The sequence below is a fragment of the Pseudomonas sp. ACM7 genome (genome assembly GCF_004136015.1).
Classification (GTDB): Bacteria; Pseudomonadota; Gammaproteobacteria; order Pseudomonadales; family Pseudomonadaceae; genus Aquipseudomonas; species Aquipseudomonas frigoris.
On sequence record NZ_CP024866.1, the window covers coordinates 5,347,882 to 5,364,745 of the forward strand.

Consider the following 16,864-nt stretch of genomic DNA (forward strand, 5'->3'; position numbering starts at 1 on the left):
GTTGTCAGGGGGCGAGTCAGCGTGTTGTACCGGGCATTTTCATTGGCAGCCAAACGTCCAGCTCACTTCGTCCCGGCATCGAGATCAGGTCGAATCGTCCACCAAAATGCTCGACACGCTCACGGATATTACGCAGGCCAATGCCCGCGTGACGACGTTCGACCTGGGCGACGTTGAAACCGATACCGTCATCGACCACCGTCAACCGTATGGAATCTTCGGCCCCGTGCAGGGTAATGGAGACGTTTTTAGCCTGGGCATGTCGTTCAATATTAGTCAGGCCTTCTTGCACGATGCGAAACAGCGAGACCGCTGCCCCATCAACCAGGTGACAGTCGAATTCGTTGTCGTTGTAAGTCACCACCAGGCCGCTGCGTTGCTCGAATTCTGCGGCGAGTTGACCGATCGCTGCCGGCAGGCCCAGGGTGTCGAGCAGCGAGGAACGCAAGTCATGGGAGAGGCTGCGCACCTCGCCAATCGCTTCCCCCAGGCGTTCCGTGGCGTCTCTCAGCGTACTCAAACCCTTGTCGTGTGCTTGCCCATTCTCGAGCAGATGGCTGGCCAGCTCGAACTGAAACTTGATGGAGACCAGTAGCTGGCTGATGCCGTCGTGCAGTTCACGGGAAACCCGTGAGCGCTCTTCTTCTTGCAAGCTGACGATACGCTGAGTCAGGCGCTGAAGTTTTTTGTCGGCCAGACGATGCTCGCTGACGTTCAGCGTCATGCCGCTGGCGAAGACAAACAGCACCGCCACGAGGGCCACCGCGGCAATCGCCAGCATGGTTTTACGAATGCCCTGGGCCACTTCGTCACGCGCCTGCTGGGTCGCGCGCTCAACGTCTTCAAGGTAAATGCCGGTGCCGAGCATCCAGCCCCAACGATCCAGCATCACCACATAGGCGAGCTTGTCGGTCACCTGGCCGGAAGAGGGTTTGTTCCAGGCATAGCGTTGAAAGCCTTCGCCCGATTGCGCACTTTTGAGCAGCGCCTGGATCACGGGCAAACCGTGAGGGTCCTTCATGTCCCACAGGTATTTGCCCACCAGCTCGGACTGGCGGGCGTGCATCAGGCTGCGACCCTCGTGGTCGTAGACGAAGAAGTAGCCATTGATGCCAAAGCTGAGCTTGCGCAGTTCTTCCAGCACTTGTTGCTGGGCGTGTTCGTCACCGTGGCCGTCGTCGTACAGCGGCTCGATCAGGCTTTGCGCCATTTCGACGTAGTTCTTAAGTTCTGCGCGCTTGCTCGCCAGAATGCTGTCTTCGATCAGTTGTGCCTGTTGTTCACCCAGTTGCCGGTTCATGGAAATCACCAGCGCGCAGATGACGGCGATGGCCAACACCAGCGGCAGAATCCCGAGCGCGACGATTTTGTGTTTGAGCTGCATCTCTGCTCCTGTCCGGACCGAGGGAAGGCGAAGGCCCGGCATCATATGCCAAAGATACGCGCGTCCAGTAGCGGTGCTGGACGGAATGACCTGTGGCTGGCTTGTCGGGTCGCCGCATCGGTGCGATGGCGGCCTTTGGGCCGACCATGCTGTTGTTGACTGAGTACATATCCATTTCTGCGGTAACGGCCACCTATGGTTCCGCCCTTACGGCGTGTCACTTTGGCAAACGCCCCAAAGTAACCAAAGGTCTCGCCCCGAGCGTCCGGCCCCTCGCCTAGGCTCGGCGTTCCTTCGCTCCGGTATCCATCCGGGGACACTGCCCTCCGGTCTGCTGCGCGACGACCTACATGCAGCGTGTTCGACTGCGTCGAACGGCGCTGCGCGCCACTCCCCGGATGAACACCTCCACTCAGCCTCCCGAAGGGGCGGGTGGATCAAGATCAAGATCAGGAGCTGCAGGCGAGCTAACGCTCGGCCTGATGAGTGGTGAGGAGCGAAAGGTGTACGCCGATCCGTTGTGGGAGCGAGCTTGCTCGCGATGGCGGTGTATCAGACGACATCAATGTTGAATGACAGATTGCTTTCGCGAGTAAGTCGGATCGCCGCACCGCCGCTCTTACAAGAAGATCAGCGTCATCTACGTAGAACTACGTAGACGCCATGTACGTAGTAACGCGGATTTATTTGTAGACGGCATGCGGGGATATTGGGCCAGCTCCGCACAGCGGACACAATTATAAAAATTACCGCCGCAGTCCACTGGCTGTCGGCAGGAGACACGCTATGCCCCGTCTGGCTAAACACCTCGCCTGGTTTGCCGTGGCTGTCCTGGGAGCGTTTGCGCTAAGTGTCGTGGCCCTGCGCCGCGGCGAAGCGATCAACGCCCTCTGGATCGTAGTCGCAGCAGTCGCTATCTATCTTGTCGCTTATCGCTACTACAGCCTGTTCATCGCCACCAAGGTGATGCAACTCGACCCCAATCGTGCCACGCCCGCTGTCGTTAACAATGACGGTCTGGACTACGTGCCGACCAACAAACACGTACTCTTCGGTCACCACTTCGCCGCCATCGCTGGCGCGGGGCCGCTGGTCGGTCCGGTCCTGGCGGCGCAGATGGGCTATTTGCCCGGTACGCTGTGGCTGATTGCCGGCGTGGTGCTGGCCGGTGCCGTTCAGGACTTCATGGTTCTGTTCATGTCCACCCGCCGCAACGGTCGTTCCCTGGGCGACATGGTCCGTGAAGAAATGGGCCGCATCCCCGGGACCATCGCGCTGTTTGGCTGCTTCCTGATCATGATCATCATCCTCGCGGTGCTGGCGCTGATCGTGGTCAAGGCCCTGGCTGAAAGCCCGTGGGGTATTTTCACAGTGATGGCGACCATCCCGATCGCGATGTTCATGGGCATTTACATGCGCTACATCCGCCCGGGTCGCATCGGTGAAATCTCCGTTGTCGGCGTGTTGCTGCTGCTCGGTTCGATTTGGCTGGGCGGGCAGATTGCCGCTGATCCGGTCTGGGCCAAGGCCTTTACCTTCACCGGGATCCAGATCACCTGGATGCTGATCGGCTACGGTTTCGTCGCGGCAGTATTGCCGGTGTGGCTGATTCTGGCGCCGCGGGACTACCTGTCGACCTTCCTCAAAATCGGCACCATCGTGGCGTTGGCGATCGGCATCCTGATCACCATGCCCGACCTGAAAATGCCGGCGCTGACCCAGTTCATCGATGGCACCGGACCGGTGTGGAAGGGCGGTCTGTTCCCGTTCCTGTTCATCACCATTGCCTGTGGCGCGGTCTCCGGTTTCCACGCGCTGATTGCTTCCGGCACCACGCCGAAGTTGTTGGCCAGCGAAGGCCATGCCCGTTACATCGGTTACGGCGGCATGCTGATGGAATCCTTCGTCGCCATCATGGCCATGGTTGCTGCGTCGGTGATCGAACCGGGCGTGTACTTCGCCATGAACAGCCCGGCGGCGCTTGTCGGCTCCGATGCTGTTTCGGTGGCTCAGACCGTCAGCAGCTGGGGCTTTGCGATTACCCCGGAAGCGCTGCAAGCGGTGGCCAAGGACATCGGTGAAACCACCATCCTGGCCCGTGCCGGCGGTGCGCCGACCCTGGCGGTCGGTATCGCGCAGATACTGCACCACCTTCTGCCGGGTGAAAACACCATGGCATTCTGGTACCACTTCGCGATCCTGTTCGAGGCGCTGTTCATCCTGACGGCTGTGGACGCCGGTACCCGTGCCGGACGCTTCATGCTGCAGGACTTGCTGGGCTCCTTCGTGCCAGCGCTGAAACGCACCGAATCCTGGACCGCCAACCTGATCGCAACCGCCGGTTGTGTGGCGATGTGGGGTTATCTGTTGTACCAGGGCGTGATCGATCCGTTGGGTGGCATCAACACCTTGTGGCCGTTGTTCGGTATCTCCAACCAGATGCTGGCCGGTATCGCGCTGATGTTGGCGACCGTTGTGCTGATCAAAATGAAACGCCAGCGCTATGTCTGGGTCACCATGTTGCCCGCCGTGTGGTTGCTGATCTGTACCACCACCGCCGGCTTCATCAAGCTGTTCGATGCCAACCCGGCGATCGGTTTCCTGGCCCTGGCCAAGAAGTACAGCGATGCCCTGGCCAACGGTCAGATCCTCGCCCCGGCCAAGAGCATCGACCAGATGCAGCACGTGATCTACAACGCCTACACCAACGCAACGCTGACCGCGCTGTTCTTGCTGGTGGTCTTCAGCATCCTGTTCTTTGCACTCAAGGTCGGTATCGCCGCTTGGGGCACTAAAGAACGTACGGATAAAGAAGCGCCATTCCAGGCACTGCCGGACGCTTGATCGAGGATTGCAGCATGTTCAATGACCTGAGTCGCCTCGGTAAATACCTCGGTCAGGCCGCGCGCCTGATGGTCGGCATGCCCGACTACGACACCTACGTCGAGCACATGCAAACCAAGCACCCGGACAAGCCGGTGATGAGTTACGAGGTGTTCTTTCGGGAACGCCAGGAAGCTCGTTACGGAAGCAAGGCTGGGCCGAAGTGCTGTTGATGGTCGGTGGCAGTGAGGCCACCTGAATAGCTAATGAAGAACCCGGCTGATGAGGCCGGGTTTTTTTTTGAGTGAATGGCGTTGGTCGATCCGTGTTGAGTCAGCTTGCGGGGATGGTTTGGAGCGTTTCGAGATCCAGCAGGGTGAAATAACCACGGTCCGGCCGCCAGCCACCCGTATCGATGTGAATCACATTGCCAAGGCTGACGGGCATATAAAGCGGCGTATGCCCTACGACCAGTGCGCGCAGGCCTTCAACGCCATGCGTTTCCTGCTGATCGATCCGCCTTCGTGACCACATGCAGTAGTGCTGCGCTTCCTGCAGACGCCTGTTGCTTTCCGGCGACTCCAGTTCCTTTCGCAGCTGCTGCCATGATGGAAATGGACAATCGGCGTGCACGATGCCGATCAGGCCGTGTGCCGTTTCGACTTCGATCGCGATAGGGAGCTTGGCGAACTGCGCCGCGAATGCTTGCTTCTCGATCAACGACAGGCCCGTGAACCATGAGCCCCCGTTGAGTATCCAGCTGTCGATGTCGCAGGTATCGAAATACACCACGTAGTCGTCATGGTTGCCTCGCACCGGGTGGAACCATGGTTTGTCCAGCCAATCGAGCGCGTCACGGCACTCGGGCCCGCGGTCAATCAGATCGCCAACACTGAATAGCCGATCTACCAAGCGGTTGAACCCGGCTGCATCCAGTGCGGCCTGCACCCCAGTGAAATGGCCATGAATATCACCGACCGCGAAATCTCGGCCGGCAACATTTGCGGCGAAGTGCTTCACGCGCGACATCTCTACAGTTTCGAACATGGGAATGCCACTCCGGCAGCTCCCCAACGGGCTAGTCAGTTGAGTTTAGGCCAGAAAGTGGTACTCGATCGTTAGCGCGCCGACAGGTAGTCCTTTACCGCCTGCCCGACAGGCTGCCCGGATCAAGCATCGTCAGAGCGAGTAGGCCGTCGCTTGCCCGAAATGGTTGTCCTGCACTCCGGCGATAAGGTGCAGAGGCATGTGTTGCGCATCCATGGATGGAACTTCGAAACTCTCCACTATCGGGGTGGGGCGCTCACTCAGCCCGGTCGACTCTTCGATAAGAGCCTTGGCCATTCTCGCGTGGTTCGCTGCGATTTCATTGAGAGTTGACACGTTACATCTCCCGGTGACTGACCAAGCGCATCGCTGGCGTCCTAAGCGTTAATTAAAGTGCTGCCGCGTCAGAATTACGTCGTTCTGGGGCTGCTACGAGCGTCTTCTGCAAACCTTAAGCCAGGAATAGTCAAAAAAATCGCGCAGCGTTTTTGATGCGACGAATGGTGGTGCCGCCATAGCGGTTGGCTGTTAAGGGGATATTTCCTGAGCCTATAAGGCCGGGGAAAAAGGTGATTAGACGTGCCGAAGTTGTTTTGTTAAAAAAATAGTGCATGGCTGCTATTGGCGCGCCAATGCATCTCCATTCGGTTAGATGGAAATCGCCCAACATTGAGCTGGGCAACGATCAATGAGTCTGATGCCGATACAGGGATAAGTAACTGCGACTTTGGCCAACTGCTCGCGCACAGAGGTATTGGGCTCATTGATCACCTTTCTCTTCCTCAGGTTGATCCTTTCGACGAACAACATCGCACAGCGTTCTGCTGGTTGCTCGGGTGACGCCGCGCTACAGTCACCCCTTTCAGGACAAGGAAGTATCATGTGTATTTTGAAAGTAGCAGTGACTCGACCCATTTTCCGCCAATGGCTGATCACTGCTTCTATCGGCTTTTTTGCAGTGGCGGGCGGTGCGCAGGCTCAAACCACGCCACAGGCGAACCAGGAGATAAAGGGCTTGCTGGATTTTGTGGAGCGCAGTGAGTGCAAGTTCGTGCGCAACGGCAGTGAATACCCTGGGCCCCAGGCTCGGGCACATCTCGAAAAGAAGCTGGATTATCTCGAAGGCAAGAACCTGGTGAGCAGCGCAGAAGACTTCATCGATCTCGCTGCCACTAAAAGCAGCATGAGTGGCAAAGCCTACGAAGTGCGTTGCTCAACAGGCGTCCAGCCGACGAGCACCTGGCTGAAGACAGAGCTGCAGAGACAACGCCAGCTCCATTGAGCCTACCCCCGAAACGAGAAAGCCCAGTGCAACTGCTGGGCTTTTTCGCTTCGGGGATTCGAAAGTCGTTGTCGACGCCGGAGCGGGGGTGAAACGGACTGAATTACAGAACGCTTTCCATAATAGTGATGGAAGACATGCCGAAAGACGATGATTCCACCAAACCCCAGAAACGACAAAGCCCTGACTAATCAGGGCTTTGTCGGTACAAATATGGCGGAGGCGATGGGATTCGAACTCATGGACCTGTTACAGTCGACGGTTTTCAAGACCGTTGCCTTAAACCACTCGGCCACACCTCCGTTTGCGTTGCGGGCGCCATAATACCTGAATGAAACACACTGTCAAACTCTCTGCATAGCTTGTTACAGAGCGTCTGTTATGATCTTTGCGACTGAACGTTTCAAACCAACAGGAGTGTCGCCATGCGCGAACAGGATTACGCAGTTAATAACAGCGTGCAGGCTGAGCAGCTAGAGGTTAGCCGCGTCCTGCGCAACACTTACGGCTTACTCGCTCTCACCCTCGCATTCAGCGGCGTGATGGCGTTTGTCGCTCAGCAGATGCGTGTCGGCTACCCGAACGTTTTCGTGGTGCTGATCGGCTTCTACGGCCTTTTCTTCCTCACCAACAAACTCCGTGATTCGGCCTGGGGCCTGGTGTCGGCATTTGCCCTGACCGGTTTCATGGGGTTCCTGCTCGGCCCGATCCTCAACCGTTACCTGGGTATGCAGGGCGGCGCCGAGGTGGTCAGTTCGGCCTTCGCGATGACTGCGCTGGTGTTCGGCGGTCTGTCGGCTTATGTGCTGATTACCCGCAAGGACATGAGCTTCCTGGGTGGTTTCATCACTGCAGGCTTCTTCGTGCTGCTGGGTGCGACGCTGGCGAGCCTGTTCTTCCAGATCAGTGGTCTGCAACTGGCGATCAGCGCAGGTTTCGTGCTGTTCTCCTCGGTCTGCATTCTGTTCCAGACCAGCGCCATCATTCACGGCGGCGAGCGCAACTACATCATGGCGACCATTAGCCTGTATGTATCGATCTACAACCTGTTCATCAGCTTGTTGCAGCTGTTCGGCATCATGAGCCGCGATGACTAATCGTCAGCCTTGAGGAAAAAACCCGCTTCGGCGGGTTTTTTCTTGCCTGCGATTTGAGTAATGGATCACGCCATCGGTGGCAAGCGACGCTTGACCGGGGTTTTCTTGACGATTGCAGTGTTGGTTTCGGCGTGGGTGTTTAGACGGTCGAGCAGGGTGTCCAGTTGTTCCATCGAACGCACATGCAGGCGTGCGATGAAACAGTCGTCGCCGGTGACTTTGTCGCACTCGGTAAATTCGGGAATGGCCTGAATCTGCCGTTCCACTTCCTGCAACTGGCCTGGCAGCGGACGAATACGGACGATGGCCTGGAGTTGATAGCCAAAGCATTTGGGGTCGATCTCGACGGTGTAACCCTTGAGCACGCCACGCTCTTCGAGGCGGCGCAAACGCTCGGCGACGCTGGGCGAGGACAGGCCGCTGATCTGCGCCAGAGCCTTGAGCGAGCGGCGTGAGTCTTCCATCAATGCCGTAATCAGCACTTGGTCGATATCGTCGGTCATGGCGAAACCCCTATTAGGCAATTAATTCAAACCGCCTTGATAAAAAAGGCAGAAATCGAGTTTAGCCTGCTTTTTGCGCTGGAGAAGCCCCTCGGCGGATTGGCATACTTTGGGCTCAAACACAGGAGTCTGATGATGGACAAAACAATACGTCACGGGTCATTCGAAATGACCGCCGCCATGCTGATTTCCGGGACCATCGGCTGGTTCGTGCTGGTGTCCGGGCAACCGGTGCTGGACGTAGTGTTCTGGCGTTGCGTGTTCGGCGCCGGCACGTTGTTGCTGATCTGCGCGGCATTCGGCTTCCTGCGCCCCGGCATTCTGACCCGCACCACATTTTTGCTGGCCGTGCTCAGCGGCGTGGCGATTGTCGGCAACTGGGTGCTGTTGTTTGCTTCTTACTCCCGCGCCTCGATTGCCATCGGCACCGCGGTTTACAACGTTCAGCCGTTCATGCTGGTGGGGTTGGCCGCGTTGTTCCTCAACGAGAAAATCACCCTGCAGAAACTGTTCTGGCTGGGCATCTCGTTTCTCGGGATGCTGGCGATTGTCAGCGCACATGGCGGGCAGGGCGAGAGCGGCAATGATTACCTGATAGGCATCGCTCTGGCGCTGGGGGCGGCATTCCTTTACGCGATTGCCGCGTTGATCATCAAACGCCTGACCGGCACACCGCCGCATCTGATCGCGCTGATTCAGGTCCTCACCGGCGTGCTGTTACTCGCGCCATTCGCGCACTTTTCGGCGCTGCCGCAAGCGCCCAGCGCGTGGGCCAGTCTGGTCACCCTGGGCATTGTCCACACCGGCGTGATGTACGTGCTGCTCTACGGCGCCATTCAAAAACTGCCGACGGCACTGACCGGCGCACTCTCGTTCATCTATCCGATTGCGGCGATTTTCGTTGACTGGTTTGCCTTCGGCCATCGCCTGGAGCCGCTGCAATGGATCGGTGTTGCCGCGATTCTGTTGGCCGCTGCCGGCATGCAACAGGGTTGGAGCCTTAAGTTTCGTCGGACGGTGACGACGCAGTAAGCCGTCAAGAAACCTCAGATGTTCCAGCGCGGTGCCGTCTTGGCCAAGCGCTGGCGCATCTCGCCGATGTTGACGGCTAACTGCCGGACCAATAACCGGTAGCCGTCCAGCGGATTGTAAACCGGCGCGGTCAGGCTTGAATCCGACGGCAGTTCGACGGGCCGACTGAGCCGCTGGGACGCACCGGATTTCAGCGCCCGGGCCATACCAATCAGTTGCACCCGAATCAGCCGATGCTCGGCTTTCAAGGCCGATTGCAGATGGGCCATGGCATCGGGGTCACTGGCGTCAGGTCGGGTGTTGCCGAGGATTTCCAGGGTGCTGACGCACATCCGCAGATGACGCTGAATGGCATCGAGTTCGGTCATGGAGATCCGTACTTCTTTGGACACCGATGGCATCAACGAGCGCAGTTGCACCATCACCGTGTTCAGGCGGCCCACGAGTTTATGGTGTTCGTCATCGGTGACCGATTGGCCATTGATGATGCGCCCGTAAATCGTCGCGCAGTCGCGCAAGGCATCGGCCAGGTTGTAGCGCCAGGAATAAACCGCGTAGAGCGGCAGCGCGAATGAAAACGCCAGGGCCAGGGCGATGCCGATCAGGATGTCCACCCCACGCCACAACCCGTCGGTAATCGGATTGTCGCCATGCCCCGCGACGATAAACACGGTAATCGCCGAGAGCAACGCGGTGTAACCGCCCTTGCCGATGGCGTGGTACGAGAAGAACCCGCAAACCACGGCCATCGCGAAATAGGTCAGCCACGGCATCCCGAGCCAGGCCTGTTGCGCCACCAGCAGCAAGCCCACACCGGCACCGATCAAGGTGCCGATGGCGCGCTCGGCGGCTTTTTTGCCGATGTTGCCGTGGTGCTGCAAACCGCCGATCACCACCAGCATCGTCACCGACGCCCACTCACCGTGGGGCAGATGGATGCCGGTGGTCAGCAGGATCGTTGCCAGCAACCCCAGCGACACACGTACCGCGTGGATCACCCTGGCGTGGCGATAGCGCCGGTACGGGTCCAGCAACGGACGCAGCAGTCGGCGCATTAACGGTGGCAGTCGATTGGCTCTGAATGTGCTCAGGCTGGTCTCCTCAGAAGATGTAATCGGTGGTCAGGAAACTCGAACTGCGTCCGCTGATGATCTCGCTGATGAGTTCTTTGTTGGTTTCCTGGAACTTGGTTGCCACCAGTGTCCGGATCGAAAACACCCGCAGCGCATCATGCACCGACAGCGTGCCTTCGGCGGAGTTCTTGCGGCCGTTGAACGGGAAAGTGTCCGGGCCGCGCTGGCACTGGGCGTTGAGGTTGATCCGCCCGACCTGGTTGGCGAAGGTGTCCACCAGCCGGCCGACAGCCACGGGGTTGGTGCCGAAGATACTCAACTGCTGGCCGAAGTCCGATTCCAGGACGTAATCGATCACCGTGTCCAGATGCCGGTAAGGCACGATCGGCACGACCGGGCCGAACTGTTCTTCCTGATAGACGCGCATCTGCGGCGTCACCGGGTACAGCACGGCGGGGTAGAAGAATGATGCGCGGGCTTCACCGCCGTTGGGGTTGACCACGGTGGCGCCTTTGCTCACGGCATCCGCCACCAGCGAGTGCAGGTAATCGACCTTGCTCGCTTCCGGCAACGGCGTCAGCGCCACGCCGCTGTCCCACGGCATGCCGGGTTTGAGGTTGGCGAGTTTGGCGTTGAATTTCTCGATGAACGAATCGACCACGTCTTCATGGACGAAGAGGATTTTCAGCGCGGTGCAGCGCTGGCCATTGAACGACAGCGAGCCAGTGAGTGCTTCGCTGACGGCGTTGTCCAGATCCACCTCAGGCAGCACGATGCCAGGGTTTTTCGCATCCAGGCCCAACGCCGCGCGCAAGCGGTGCGGTTTTGGATGGAGTTTTTTCAGGTCGCTGGCGGCCTTGTTGGTGCCGATAAACGCAAAGATATCGATCTTGCCGCTGGCCATCAGCGCGCTGACGGTCTCGCGGCCGCTGCCGTAGATCACGTTGATCACCCCGGCCGGGAAGCTGTCGCGGAACGCTTCCAGCAACGGACGAATCAGCAGCACACCCAGCTTGGCCGGTTTGAACACCACGGTGTTGCCCATGATCAGCGCCGGGATCAGCGTGGTGAAGGTTTCGTTCAACGGGTAGTTGTAAGGTCCCATGCACAACGCCACACCCAGCGGTACGCGGCGGATCTGGCCGAGGGTGTCCTGTTCCAGTTCGAAGCGGCTGGAGCGGCGGTCGAGCTCCTTCAGCGCGTTGATGGTGTCGACGATGTAGTCGCAGGTGCGGTCGAACTCTTTCTCCGAGTCCTTGAGGTTCTTGCCGATTTCCCACATCAGCAACTTGACCACGGCTTCGCGCTGTTCACGCATGCGTCCGAGGAAGGCTTCGACGTGCTGAATGCGTTCGGCCACGCGCATCGTCGGCCACAGGCCCTGGCCCCGGTCATAGGCGCGGACGGCGGCGTCGAGGGCGGTCAATGCGGTGTCGGCATCGAGCAGCGGCGTGCTGCCGAGGATCACTTGTTCGTCACCATTTTCACCCGTCAGGTACACCGGGCTGCGGACCTGGGCGAGGGGCCCGGACCAGGTTTTCAGCTCGCCGTCGACCAGGTATTCACGCTGCTCGGTCTGGCCGTCGAGGCGGTATTTTTCCGGGATGTCGGTGGCGTCGGGAAACAGGTTGCCAAGGATGTGTGCTGTGGTCATGTCGCTACCCCGTCTGGATTGGGTGATGCGGATAAGGTCTGTTATCGCTACGCACTGCCATCAGGTCAAGGCCTGATCACAACGCGGGTGTCGAAAGTGGTGGCGAGAGGCTGCCTATTACAGACTGCGCGCTCGATCAGCATAGCTGAATCGTTTTACCAGATGGCAACACGGATTGTCATGACCTACAGCACACGCAGTCTTGATCGGTTGAAAGAGGGATGAAAGTGGTGGTTTTTGACCTGAAAACACACAACGGCCGATGCTGCGGTTAAACTTCGCGCTCTTTCTAAAGGAGTTCATATGAGTTACTACCAGCCGGGCATTCTCGCCACCCCAGTTCCGCCTCAAGCCCGTCATATGTTCTTCGCACTCGAATCCGCCGCTGCATTGCCGGCCGCGCTGGAGAACCTGCAGGGGCTGGTGGACGGGAAGTCGGCAGTGGTTGGGTTCGGTGAGTCCCTGGTCAAGGCCCTCAAGGGGCAGATTGAAGGCCTGCGCGCCTTTCCAGCGTTGACCGGTGTCGGCGTCGATAACCCGTCGACCCAGCACGCGCTCTGGTGCTGGTTGCACGGTGTCGACCGTGGCGAATTGCTCAACCGCAGCAACGCCATCGAAGCGGCGCTGGCCCCGGCCCTGCGCCTGGTGCAGATGAACGAAACCTTCCGCCACCTCACCGGCCACGACCTGACCGGTTACGAAGACGGCACCGAAAACCCTCACGACGAAGCCGCCGTCGCCGCTGCGCTGGTGAGTGACGGCGCTGACGGAATGGTCGGCGGCAGTTTCGCCGCGATCCAGCAGTGGCAGCACGACCTGAAAGGTTTCCACGCGAGGCCGTCCCATGAGAAGGACAACATCATGGGCCGTCGTTTGAGCGACAACGAAGAGCTAGACGACGCGCCGATCTCCGCTCACGTCAAACGCACCGCCCAGGAAAGCTTCGCCCCCGAGGCATTCGTGGTGCGCCGTTCCATGCCCTGGATCGAAGGCGACCGCGCCGGCCTGATGTTCCTGGCCTTCGGTTTCTCCCTCGACGCCTTCGAAGCCCAACTACGCCGCATGAGCGGTCTGGAAGACGGCATCACCGATGGTTTGTACCGCATCAGCCGGCCGATCACCGGCGGCTACTACTGGTGCCCGCCGCTCAAGGACGGTCATCTGGACCTGCGCGCACTGCGCATCAGCTAAACATCAGGGAGTGAGTATGAACGTGGTGCGTTGGGGCATGATCGGGTGTGGCAGCGTCGCTGAACGCAAGAGCGGGCCGGCCTTCTACAAGGCGCCCGGCTCGGCGCTGGTGGCGGTAATGGGCCGGCGTCTGGAGGCAGTGACGGATTACGCCGCGCGCCACGGCATCGCTCGGGTCTACACCGATGTGGACGCGTTGATCAATGATCCCGAGGTCGACGCGGTATACATCGCCACGCCGCCTGACAGTCATCACGCTTACACCTTGAGGGTGGCCGCCGCCGGCAAACATTGCTGCGTCGAAAAACCGATGTCGTTGAATGCCGGGCAAAGCCGTGAGATGCAAAAGGTCTTTGCCGATGCCGGGCTGCACCTGTTTGTTTCCTATTACCGGCGTTCACTTCCACGCTTCCAGCAAGTGCGGCAATGGCTGGAGGAAGGGCGGATCGGCGAGGTCCGGCACTTGACCTGGACCTTGACCAAAGCGCCATCTCCGACCGATCTTGGCGGTACTGATAACTGGCGCACCGACCCGGTAATTTCCGGCGGTGGTTATTTCGCCGACCTGGCCAGTCATGGCTTCGACCTGTTCCAGTACCTGCTCGGTGACATCGTCGAAGTCGCCGGGTTTACCGCGCACCAGGCCGGTTTGTATACCGCCGAGGATGCCGTCAGCGCCAGTTGGCGGTTTGCTTCGGGCGCCCTGGGTATGGGGTGCTGGAATTTCGTTGCGGACCGACGTGAAGATCGGGTCGAGCTGATCGGCAGCAAAGGCCGGATCAGCTTTTCCGTATTCGATGAACATCCGGTTCAGCTTGAAGCCGATGAAACCCTCAGCCTGCACATCGAAAATCACCACCACATTCAATGGCATCACGTACAGGGTATGAACGCCCATATCCGTGGAGAAGCGCAGCATCCAGCCGTGGCCGAGCAGGCATTGAAAACCGATTGGGTGATGGACCAGATCCTCAAACGCCGCTAACGCTCACTGAACGCCCCGCCGATGTAGCAGCTGCCGAGCATCGTGAGGCTGCGTTCGGCGGCGAAGCCGTCGTAAACCCTGAATGCGAGGTTGTACTGACATACCGAGTTGCCTGATTTCACGACGGCTTCGCCGCCGAACGCAGCGTCACGCTGCTCGGCAGCTGCTACAAGTCCGCGGTCGTTCGGCGAATCTAACCTTATGCTCAAACAGTATTTCTCAAGCCTCCCATTAGAACTTTAAGATCACGTCATAACTCGTTATAACAAGTGATCTGCCATGACCGATAACGTTCTCTCCCTCAGTAGCGTCCCGCTGCACACCCAACTGCGGGATGTGCTGCGCGCCCGCATCCTCGACGGCGAATACCCGCAAGACAGTCAGATGCCTTCCGAAAGCGAACTCGGCGCGCTGTTCAAAGTCAGCCGCATCACCGTGCGCCAGGCCTTGGGGGATCTGCAGAAAGAAGGGCTGATCTTCAAGATCCACGGCAAGGGCACCTTCGTCGCCAAGCCGAAAACCTTCCAGAACGTCAGCACCCTGCAAGGCCTCGCCGAGTCCATGACCGGTCGCGGCTACGAGGTGATCAACCGCCTGCGCAGTTTCAAATTCATTCCCGCCGACAAACTCGTTGCCGAGCGCTTGCACGTCGCCGAAGGCGAGACGGTGGCGCAGATCAAACGCGTGCGGCTGATCAACCGCGAGCCGATTTCCCTGGAGATCACCTACCTGCCCAAGGCCATCGGCGAGCGCCTGGAGAAGGCCGATCTGGTCACTCGCGACATTTTCCTGATCCTGGAAAACGACTGCGGCCTGGCGCTCGGTCACGCGGATCTGGCCATCGACGCAGTGCTGGCCGACAGCGACCTGACCCAGGCGCTGAACGTCGAGCCCGGCTCGCCGATCATGCGCATCGAGCGTTTGACCCACGACGCCAGCGGCCAGCCCGTGGACTTCGAACACCTTTACTATCGCGGCGATGCCTTCCAGTACCGCCTGCGGATCGACCGGCAAAAAGGGGCGCAGGCATGACTCACGGCTCAATGACTAGAAAGACGCTCGAACAGGAATACGACATCGTCGTGATCGGCGGCGGCACCGCAGGACCGATGGCGGCAATCAAGGCCAAGGAACGCAACCGCGATTTGCGCGTGTTGCTGATCGACAAGGCCAACGTCAAACGCAGCGGTGCGATCAGCATGGGCATGGACGGCCTGAACAACGCGATCATTCCCGGCCATTCGACGCCGGAGCAATACACCAAGGAAATCACCATCGCAAACGACGGCATCGTCAATCAGGCGGCGGTCTATGCCTACGCGACCCACAGCTTCGAAACCATCGAGCAACTGGACCGCTGGGGTGTGAAGTTCGAGAAGGACGAAACCGGCGACTACGCGGTGAAAAAGGTCCACCACATGGGCGCCTACGTGCTGCCGATGCCGGAAGGTCACGACATCAAAAAAGTCCTGTATCGCCAGTTGAAACGGGCGCGGGTCAGCATCACCAATCGGCTGGTCTGCACACGCTTGCTGACGGACGAAGAGGGCGCGGTCAACGGCGTGATGGGGTTCGACTGCCGCACCGCCGACTTCCACGTGATCAGGGCCAAAGCCGTGATCCTCTGCTGCGGCGCCGCCGGACGTCTCGGTTTACCGTCCTCGGGCTACCTGATGGGCACCTACGAAACCCCCACCAACGCTGGCGACGGTTACGCCATGGCCTATCACGCCGGGGCAGAACTGGCGAACCTCGAATGCTTCCAGATCAACCCGTTGATCAAGGATTACAACGGCCCGGCCTGCGCCTACGTCACCGGTCCGTTGGGCGGCTACACCGCGAACAACAAGGGCGAACGCTTCATCGAGTGCGATTACTGGAGCGGCCAGATGATGTGGGAGTTCCACCAGGAGCTCGAAAGCGGCAACGGCCCGGTGTTCCTCAAACTCGATCACCTGGCCGAGGAAACCATCCAGAACATTGAAGAGATCCTGCACAGCAACGAACGTCCGAGTCGCGGCCAGTTTCATGCCAATCGCGGCACCGACTACCGCACGCAAATGGTCGAGATGCACATCTCGGAAATCGGCTTTTGCAGCGGTCACTCGGCATCGGGTGTGTGGGTCAACGAGAAGGCCGAAACCTCGGTCAAGGGTTTGTACTCGGCGGGTGACATGGCCGCGGTGCCGCACAACTACATGCTCGGCGCGTTCACCTACGGCTGGTTTGCCGGCACCAACGCGGCGGATTTTGTCGCCGGTCGCGAATTTTCAGCGGTCGATGCCCAGCAGATCGAAACAGAAAAGGCCCGGGTCTACGCACCGCTGGACCGCGAACACGGTCTGCCGCCAGCGCAAGTGGAGTACAAGCTGCGACGTTTTGTGAACGACTACCTGCAACCGCCGAAAGTGACCAAAAAAATGCAGATCGGCCTGCAACGCTTCAGCGATATCCAGCGCGATCTCGATCAGATCAAGGCCCACAACGCCCACGAACTGATGCGCGCCATGGAAGTCAGCATGATTCGCGACTGCGCCGAAATGGCCGCCCGTGCTTCGCTGTTCCGCGCCGAAAGCCGCTGGGGGCTTTACCACTATCGGGTCGACCACCCGCAACGCAACGACAGCGACTGGTTCTGCCATTGCCACCTGAAGAAGGATGAAAACGGACTGATGACCAGTTTCAAGAAAGCCGTCGAGCCTTACATCATCCCGCTGGGCGCCGATGAAATGCAGGCCTACGACCGGCTGCGAGTCGGTGCCTTTGCTGCCTGAGCCTCACCAAAAGAGAGAC

Annotated in this window: 16 protein-coding genes and 1 tRNA gene; 9 read left to right on the forward strand and 8 right to left on the reverse strand. The window is 59.3% G+C overall.

The genetic code is table 11. The annotated features are described in order from the left end of the window. Window positions 1–16: 16 nt before the first annotated feature. A complete protein-coding gene (locus tag CUN63_RS25545; protein ID WP_129443546.1) occupies window positions 17–1,384 on the reverse strand; it encodes a cache domain-containing protein in 1,368 nt (455 codons plus the stop codon). A 786-nt stretch (window positions 1,385–2,170) separates the two neighbouring features. Here CUN63_RS25545 and CUN63_RS25560 point away from each other — a divergent pair. After that, entirely contained in the window at window positions 2,171–4,228 is a 2,058-nt protein-coding gene (locus CUN63_RS25560) for a carbon starvation CstA family protein (protein ID WP_129443550.1), read from the forward strand. A 14-nt stretch (window positions 4,229–4,242) separates the two neighbouring features. Then, on the forward strand, window positions 4,243–4,440 hold the full coding sequence (locus tag CUN63_RS25565) for a YbdD/YjiX family protein (RefSeq protein WP_007900300.1): 198 nt from the start codon (window positions 4,243–4,245) through the stop codon (window positions 4,438–4,440). Between the two features lie 100 nt (window positions 4,441–4,540). Here CUN63_RS25565 and CUN63_RS25570 read toward each other — a convergent pair whose 3' ends face one another. Continuing rightward, window positions 4,541–5,254 (reverse strand): metallophosphoesterase, encoded by a 714-nt coding sequence (locus tag CUN63_RS25570; protein ID WP_129443552.1) that lies wholly within the window; start codon window positions 5,252–5,254, stop codon window positions 4,541–4,543. 132 nt (window positions 5,255–5,386) lie between these two features. Further along, on the reverse strand, window positions 5,387–5,590 hold the full coding sequence (locus CUN63_RS25575) for a hypothetical protein (protein WP_129443554.1): 204 nt from the start codon (window positions 5,588–5,590) through the stop codon (window positions 5,387–5,389). Between the two features lie 544 nt (window positions 5,591–6,134). Here CUN63_RS25575 and CUN63_RS25580 point away from each other — a divergent pair. Next, complete coding sequence (locus CUN63_RS25580) at window positions 6,135–6,536, forward strand: DUF5329 domain-containing protein (protein ID WP_129443556.1); 402 nt, start codon at window positions 6,135–6,137, stop codon at window positions 6,534–6,536. Between the two features lie 214 nt (window positions 6,537–6,750). Here CUN63_RS25580 and CUN63_RS25585 read toward each other — a convergent pair. After that, a tRNA-Ser gene (locus CUN63_RS25585) sits at window positions 6,751–6,838 on the reverse strand. Window positions 6,839–6,961: 123 nt separating this feature from the next. On the opposite strand from CUN63_RS25585, the gene CUN63_RS25590 reads away from it, so the two are divergent. Continuing rightward, window positions 6,962–7,633 carry a Bax inhibitor-1/YccA family protein gene (locus CUN63_RS25590; RefSeq protein ID WP_008155030.1) on the forward strand — a complete coding sequence of 224 codons (672 nt, stop codon included), beginning with the start codon at window positions 6,962–6,964 and terminating at the stop codon, window positions 7,631–7,633. A gap of 65 nt (window positions 7,634–7,698) precedes the next feature. Here CUN63_RS25590 and CUN63_RS25595 read toward each other — a convergent pair whose 3' ends face one another. Continuing rightward, window positions 7,699–8,136: an Lrp/AsnC family transcriptional regulator gene (locus CUN63_RS25595; RefSeq protein ID WP_008155029.1), complete on the reverse strand. Its 438-nt coding sequence runs from the start codon at window positions 8,134–8,136 to the stop codon at window positions 7,699–7,701. A 135-nt stretch (window positions 8,137–8,271) separates the two neighbouring features. Here CUN63_RS25595 and CUN63_RS25600 point away from each other — a divergent pair, with 135 nt between their 5' ends. After that, on the forward strand, window positions 8,272–9,168 hold the full coding sequence (locus tag CUN63_RS25600; protein ID WP_129443558.1) for a DMT family transporter: 897 nt from the start codon (window positions 8,272–8,274) through the stop codon (window positions 9,166–9,168). A gap of 14 nt (window positions 9,169–9,182) precedes the next feature. Here the strand turns inward: CUN63_RS25600 and CUN63_RS25605 are convergent, their stop codons facing one another. Both CUN63_RS25605 and CUN63_RS25610 read right to left on the reverse strand, forming a co-directional pair. Further along, on the reverse strand, window positions 9,183–10,223 hold the full coding sequence (locus tag CUN63_RS25605; RefSeq protein WP_178082672.1) for an FUSC family protein: 1,041 nt from the start codon (window positions 10,221–10,223) through the stop codon (window positions 9,183–9,185). Window positions 10,224–10,269: 46 nt separating this feature from the next. After that, window positions 10,270–11,895: an NADP-dependent glyceraldehyde-3-phosphate dehydrogenase gene (locus CUN63_RS25610; RefSeq protein WP_129443560.1), complete on the reverse strand. Its 1,626-nt coding sequence runs from the start codon at window positions 11,893–11,895 to the stop codon at window positions 10,270–10,272. Between the two features lie 303 nt (window positions 11,896–12,198). Here CUN63_RS25610 and CUN63_RS25615 point away from each other — a divergent pair, with 303 nt between their 5' ends. Together CUN63_RS25615 and CUN63_RS25620 are read left to right on the forward strand one after the other, a co-directional pair. Continuing rightward, window positions 12,199–13,086, forward strand: coding sequence for a Dyp-type peroxidase (locus tag CUN63_RS25615; RefSeq protein WP_129443562.1), 888 nt, complete (start codon window positions 12,199–12,201; stop codon window positions 13,084–13,086). A gap of 16 nt (window positions 13,087–13,102) precedes the next feature. Beyond that, the gene (locus CUN63_RS25620; protein ID WP_129443564.1) at window positions 13,103–14,071 is read left to right on the forward strand and encodes a Gfo/Idh/MocA family protein; all 969 of its coding nucleotides are present in this window, start codon (window positions 13,103–13,105) and stop codon (window positions 14,069–14,071) included. Here CUN63_RS25620 and CUN63_RS25625 read toward each other — a convergent pair. Further along, window positions 14,068–14,280 (reverse strand): hypothetical protein, encoded by a 213-nt coding sequence (locus CUN63_RS25625; RefSeq protein WP_256657592.1) that lies wholly within the window; start codon window positions 14,278–14,280, stop codon window positions 14,068–14,070. The genes CUN63_RS25620 and CUN63_RS25625 overlap by 4 nt on opposite strands. 70 nt (window positions 14,281–14,350) lie before the next feature. Between CUN63_RS25625 and CUN63_RS25630 the strand changes: the two genes are divergently transcribed. Further along, window positions 14,351–15,103: a GntR family transcriptional regulator gene (locus tag CUN63_RS25630; protein ID WP_046048525.1), complete on the forward strand. Its 753-nt coding sequence runs from the start codon at window positions 14,351–14,353 to the stop codon at window positions 15,101–15,103. 11 nt (window positions 15,104–15,114) lie between these two features. After that, the gene (locus CUN63_RS25635; protein ID WP_129443567.1) at window positions 15,115–16,845 is read left to right on the forward strand and encodes a fumarate reductase/succinate dehydrogenase flavoprotein subunit; all 1,731 of its coding nucleotides are present in this window, start codon (window positions 15,115–15,117) and stop codon (window positions 16,843–16,845) included. The last annotated feature ends 19 nt before the right edge of the window (window positions 16,846–16,864 follow it).

Bases quoted from the DNA above. Each gene is read 5' to 3' on its own strand.
- CUN63_RS25620 (WP_129443564.1), top strand. From the start codon at position 13,103: ATGAACGTGGTGCGTTGGGGCATGATCGGGTGTGGCAGCGTCGCTGAA.
- CUN63_RS25600 (WP_129443558.1), top strand. From the start codon at position 8,272: ATGGACAAAACAATACGTCACGGGTCATTCGAAATGACCGCCGCCATG.
- CUN63_RS25565 (WP_007900300.1), top strand. From the start codon at position 4,243: ATGTTCAATGACCTGAGTCGCCTCGGTAAATACCTCGGTCAGGCCGCG.
- CUN63_RS25610 (WP_129443560.1), bottom strand. From the start codon at position 11,895: ATGACCACAGCACACATCCTTGGCAACCTGTTTCCCGACGCCACCGAC.
- CUN63_RS25635 (WP_129443567.1), top strand. From the start codon at position 15,115: ATGACTAGAAAGACGCTCGAACAGGAATACGACATCGTCGTGATCGGC.
- CUN63_RS25560 (WP_129443550.1), top strand. From the start codon at position 2,171: ATGCCCCGTCTGGCTAAACACCTCGCCTGGTTTGCCGTGGCTGTCCTG.
- CUN63_RS25570 (WP_129443552.1), bottom strand. From the start codon at position 5,254: ATGTTCGAAACTGTAGAGATGTCGCGCGTGAAGCACTTCGCCGCAAAT.
- CUN63_RS25545 (WP_129443546.1), bottom strand. From the start codon at position 1,384: ATGCAGCTCAAACACAAAATCGTCGCGCTCGGGATTCTGCCGCTGGTG.
- CUN63_RS25595 (WP_008155029.1), bottom strand. From the start codon at position 8,136: ATGACCGACGATATCGACCAAGTGCTGATTACGGCATTGATGGAAGAC.
- CUN63_RS25590 (WP_008155030.1), top strand. From the start codon at position 6,962: ATGCGCGAACAGGATTACGCAGTTAATAACAGCGTGCAGGCTGAGCAG.
- CUN63_RS25605 (WP_178082672.1), bottom strand. From the start codon at position 10,223: ATGCGCCGACTGCTGCGTCCGTTGCTGGACCCGTACCGGCGCTATCGC.
- CUN63_RS25580 (WP_129443556.1), top strand. From the start codon at position 6,135: ATGTGTATTTTGAAAGTAGCAGTGACTCGACCCATTTTCCGCCAATGG.
- CUN63_RS25630 (WP_046048525.1), top strand. From the start codon at position 14,351: ATGACCGATAACGTTCTCTCCCTCAGTAGCGTCCCGCTGCACACCCAA.
- CUN63_RS25615 (WP_129443562.1), top strand. From the start codon at position 12,199: ATGAGTTACTACCAGCCGGGCATTCTCGCCACCCCAGTTCCGCCTCAA.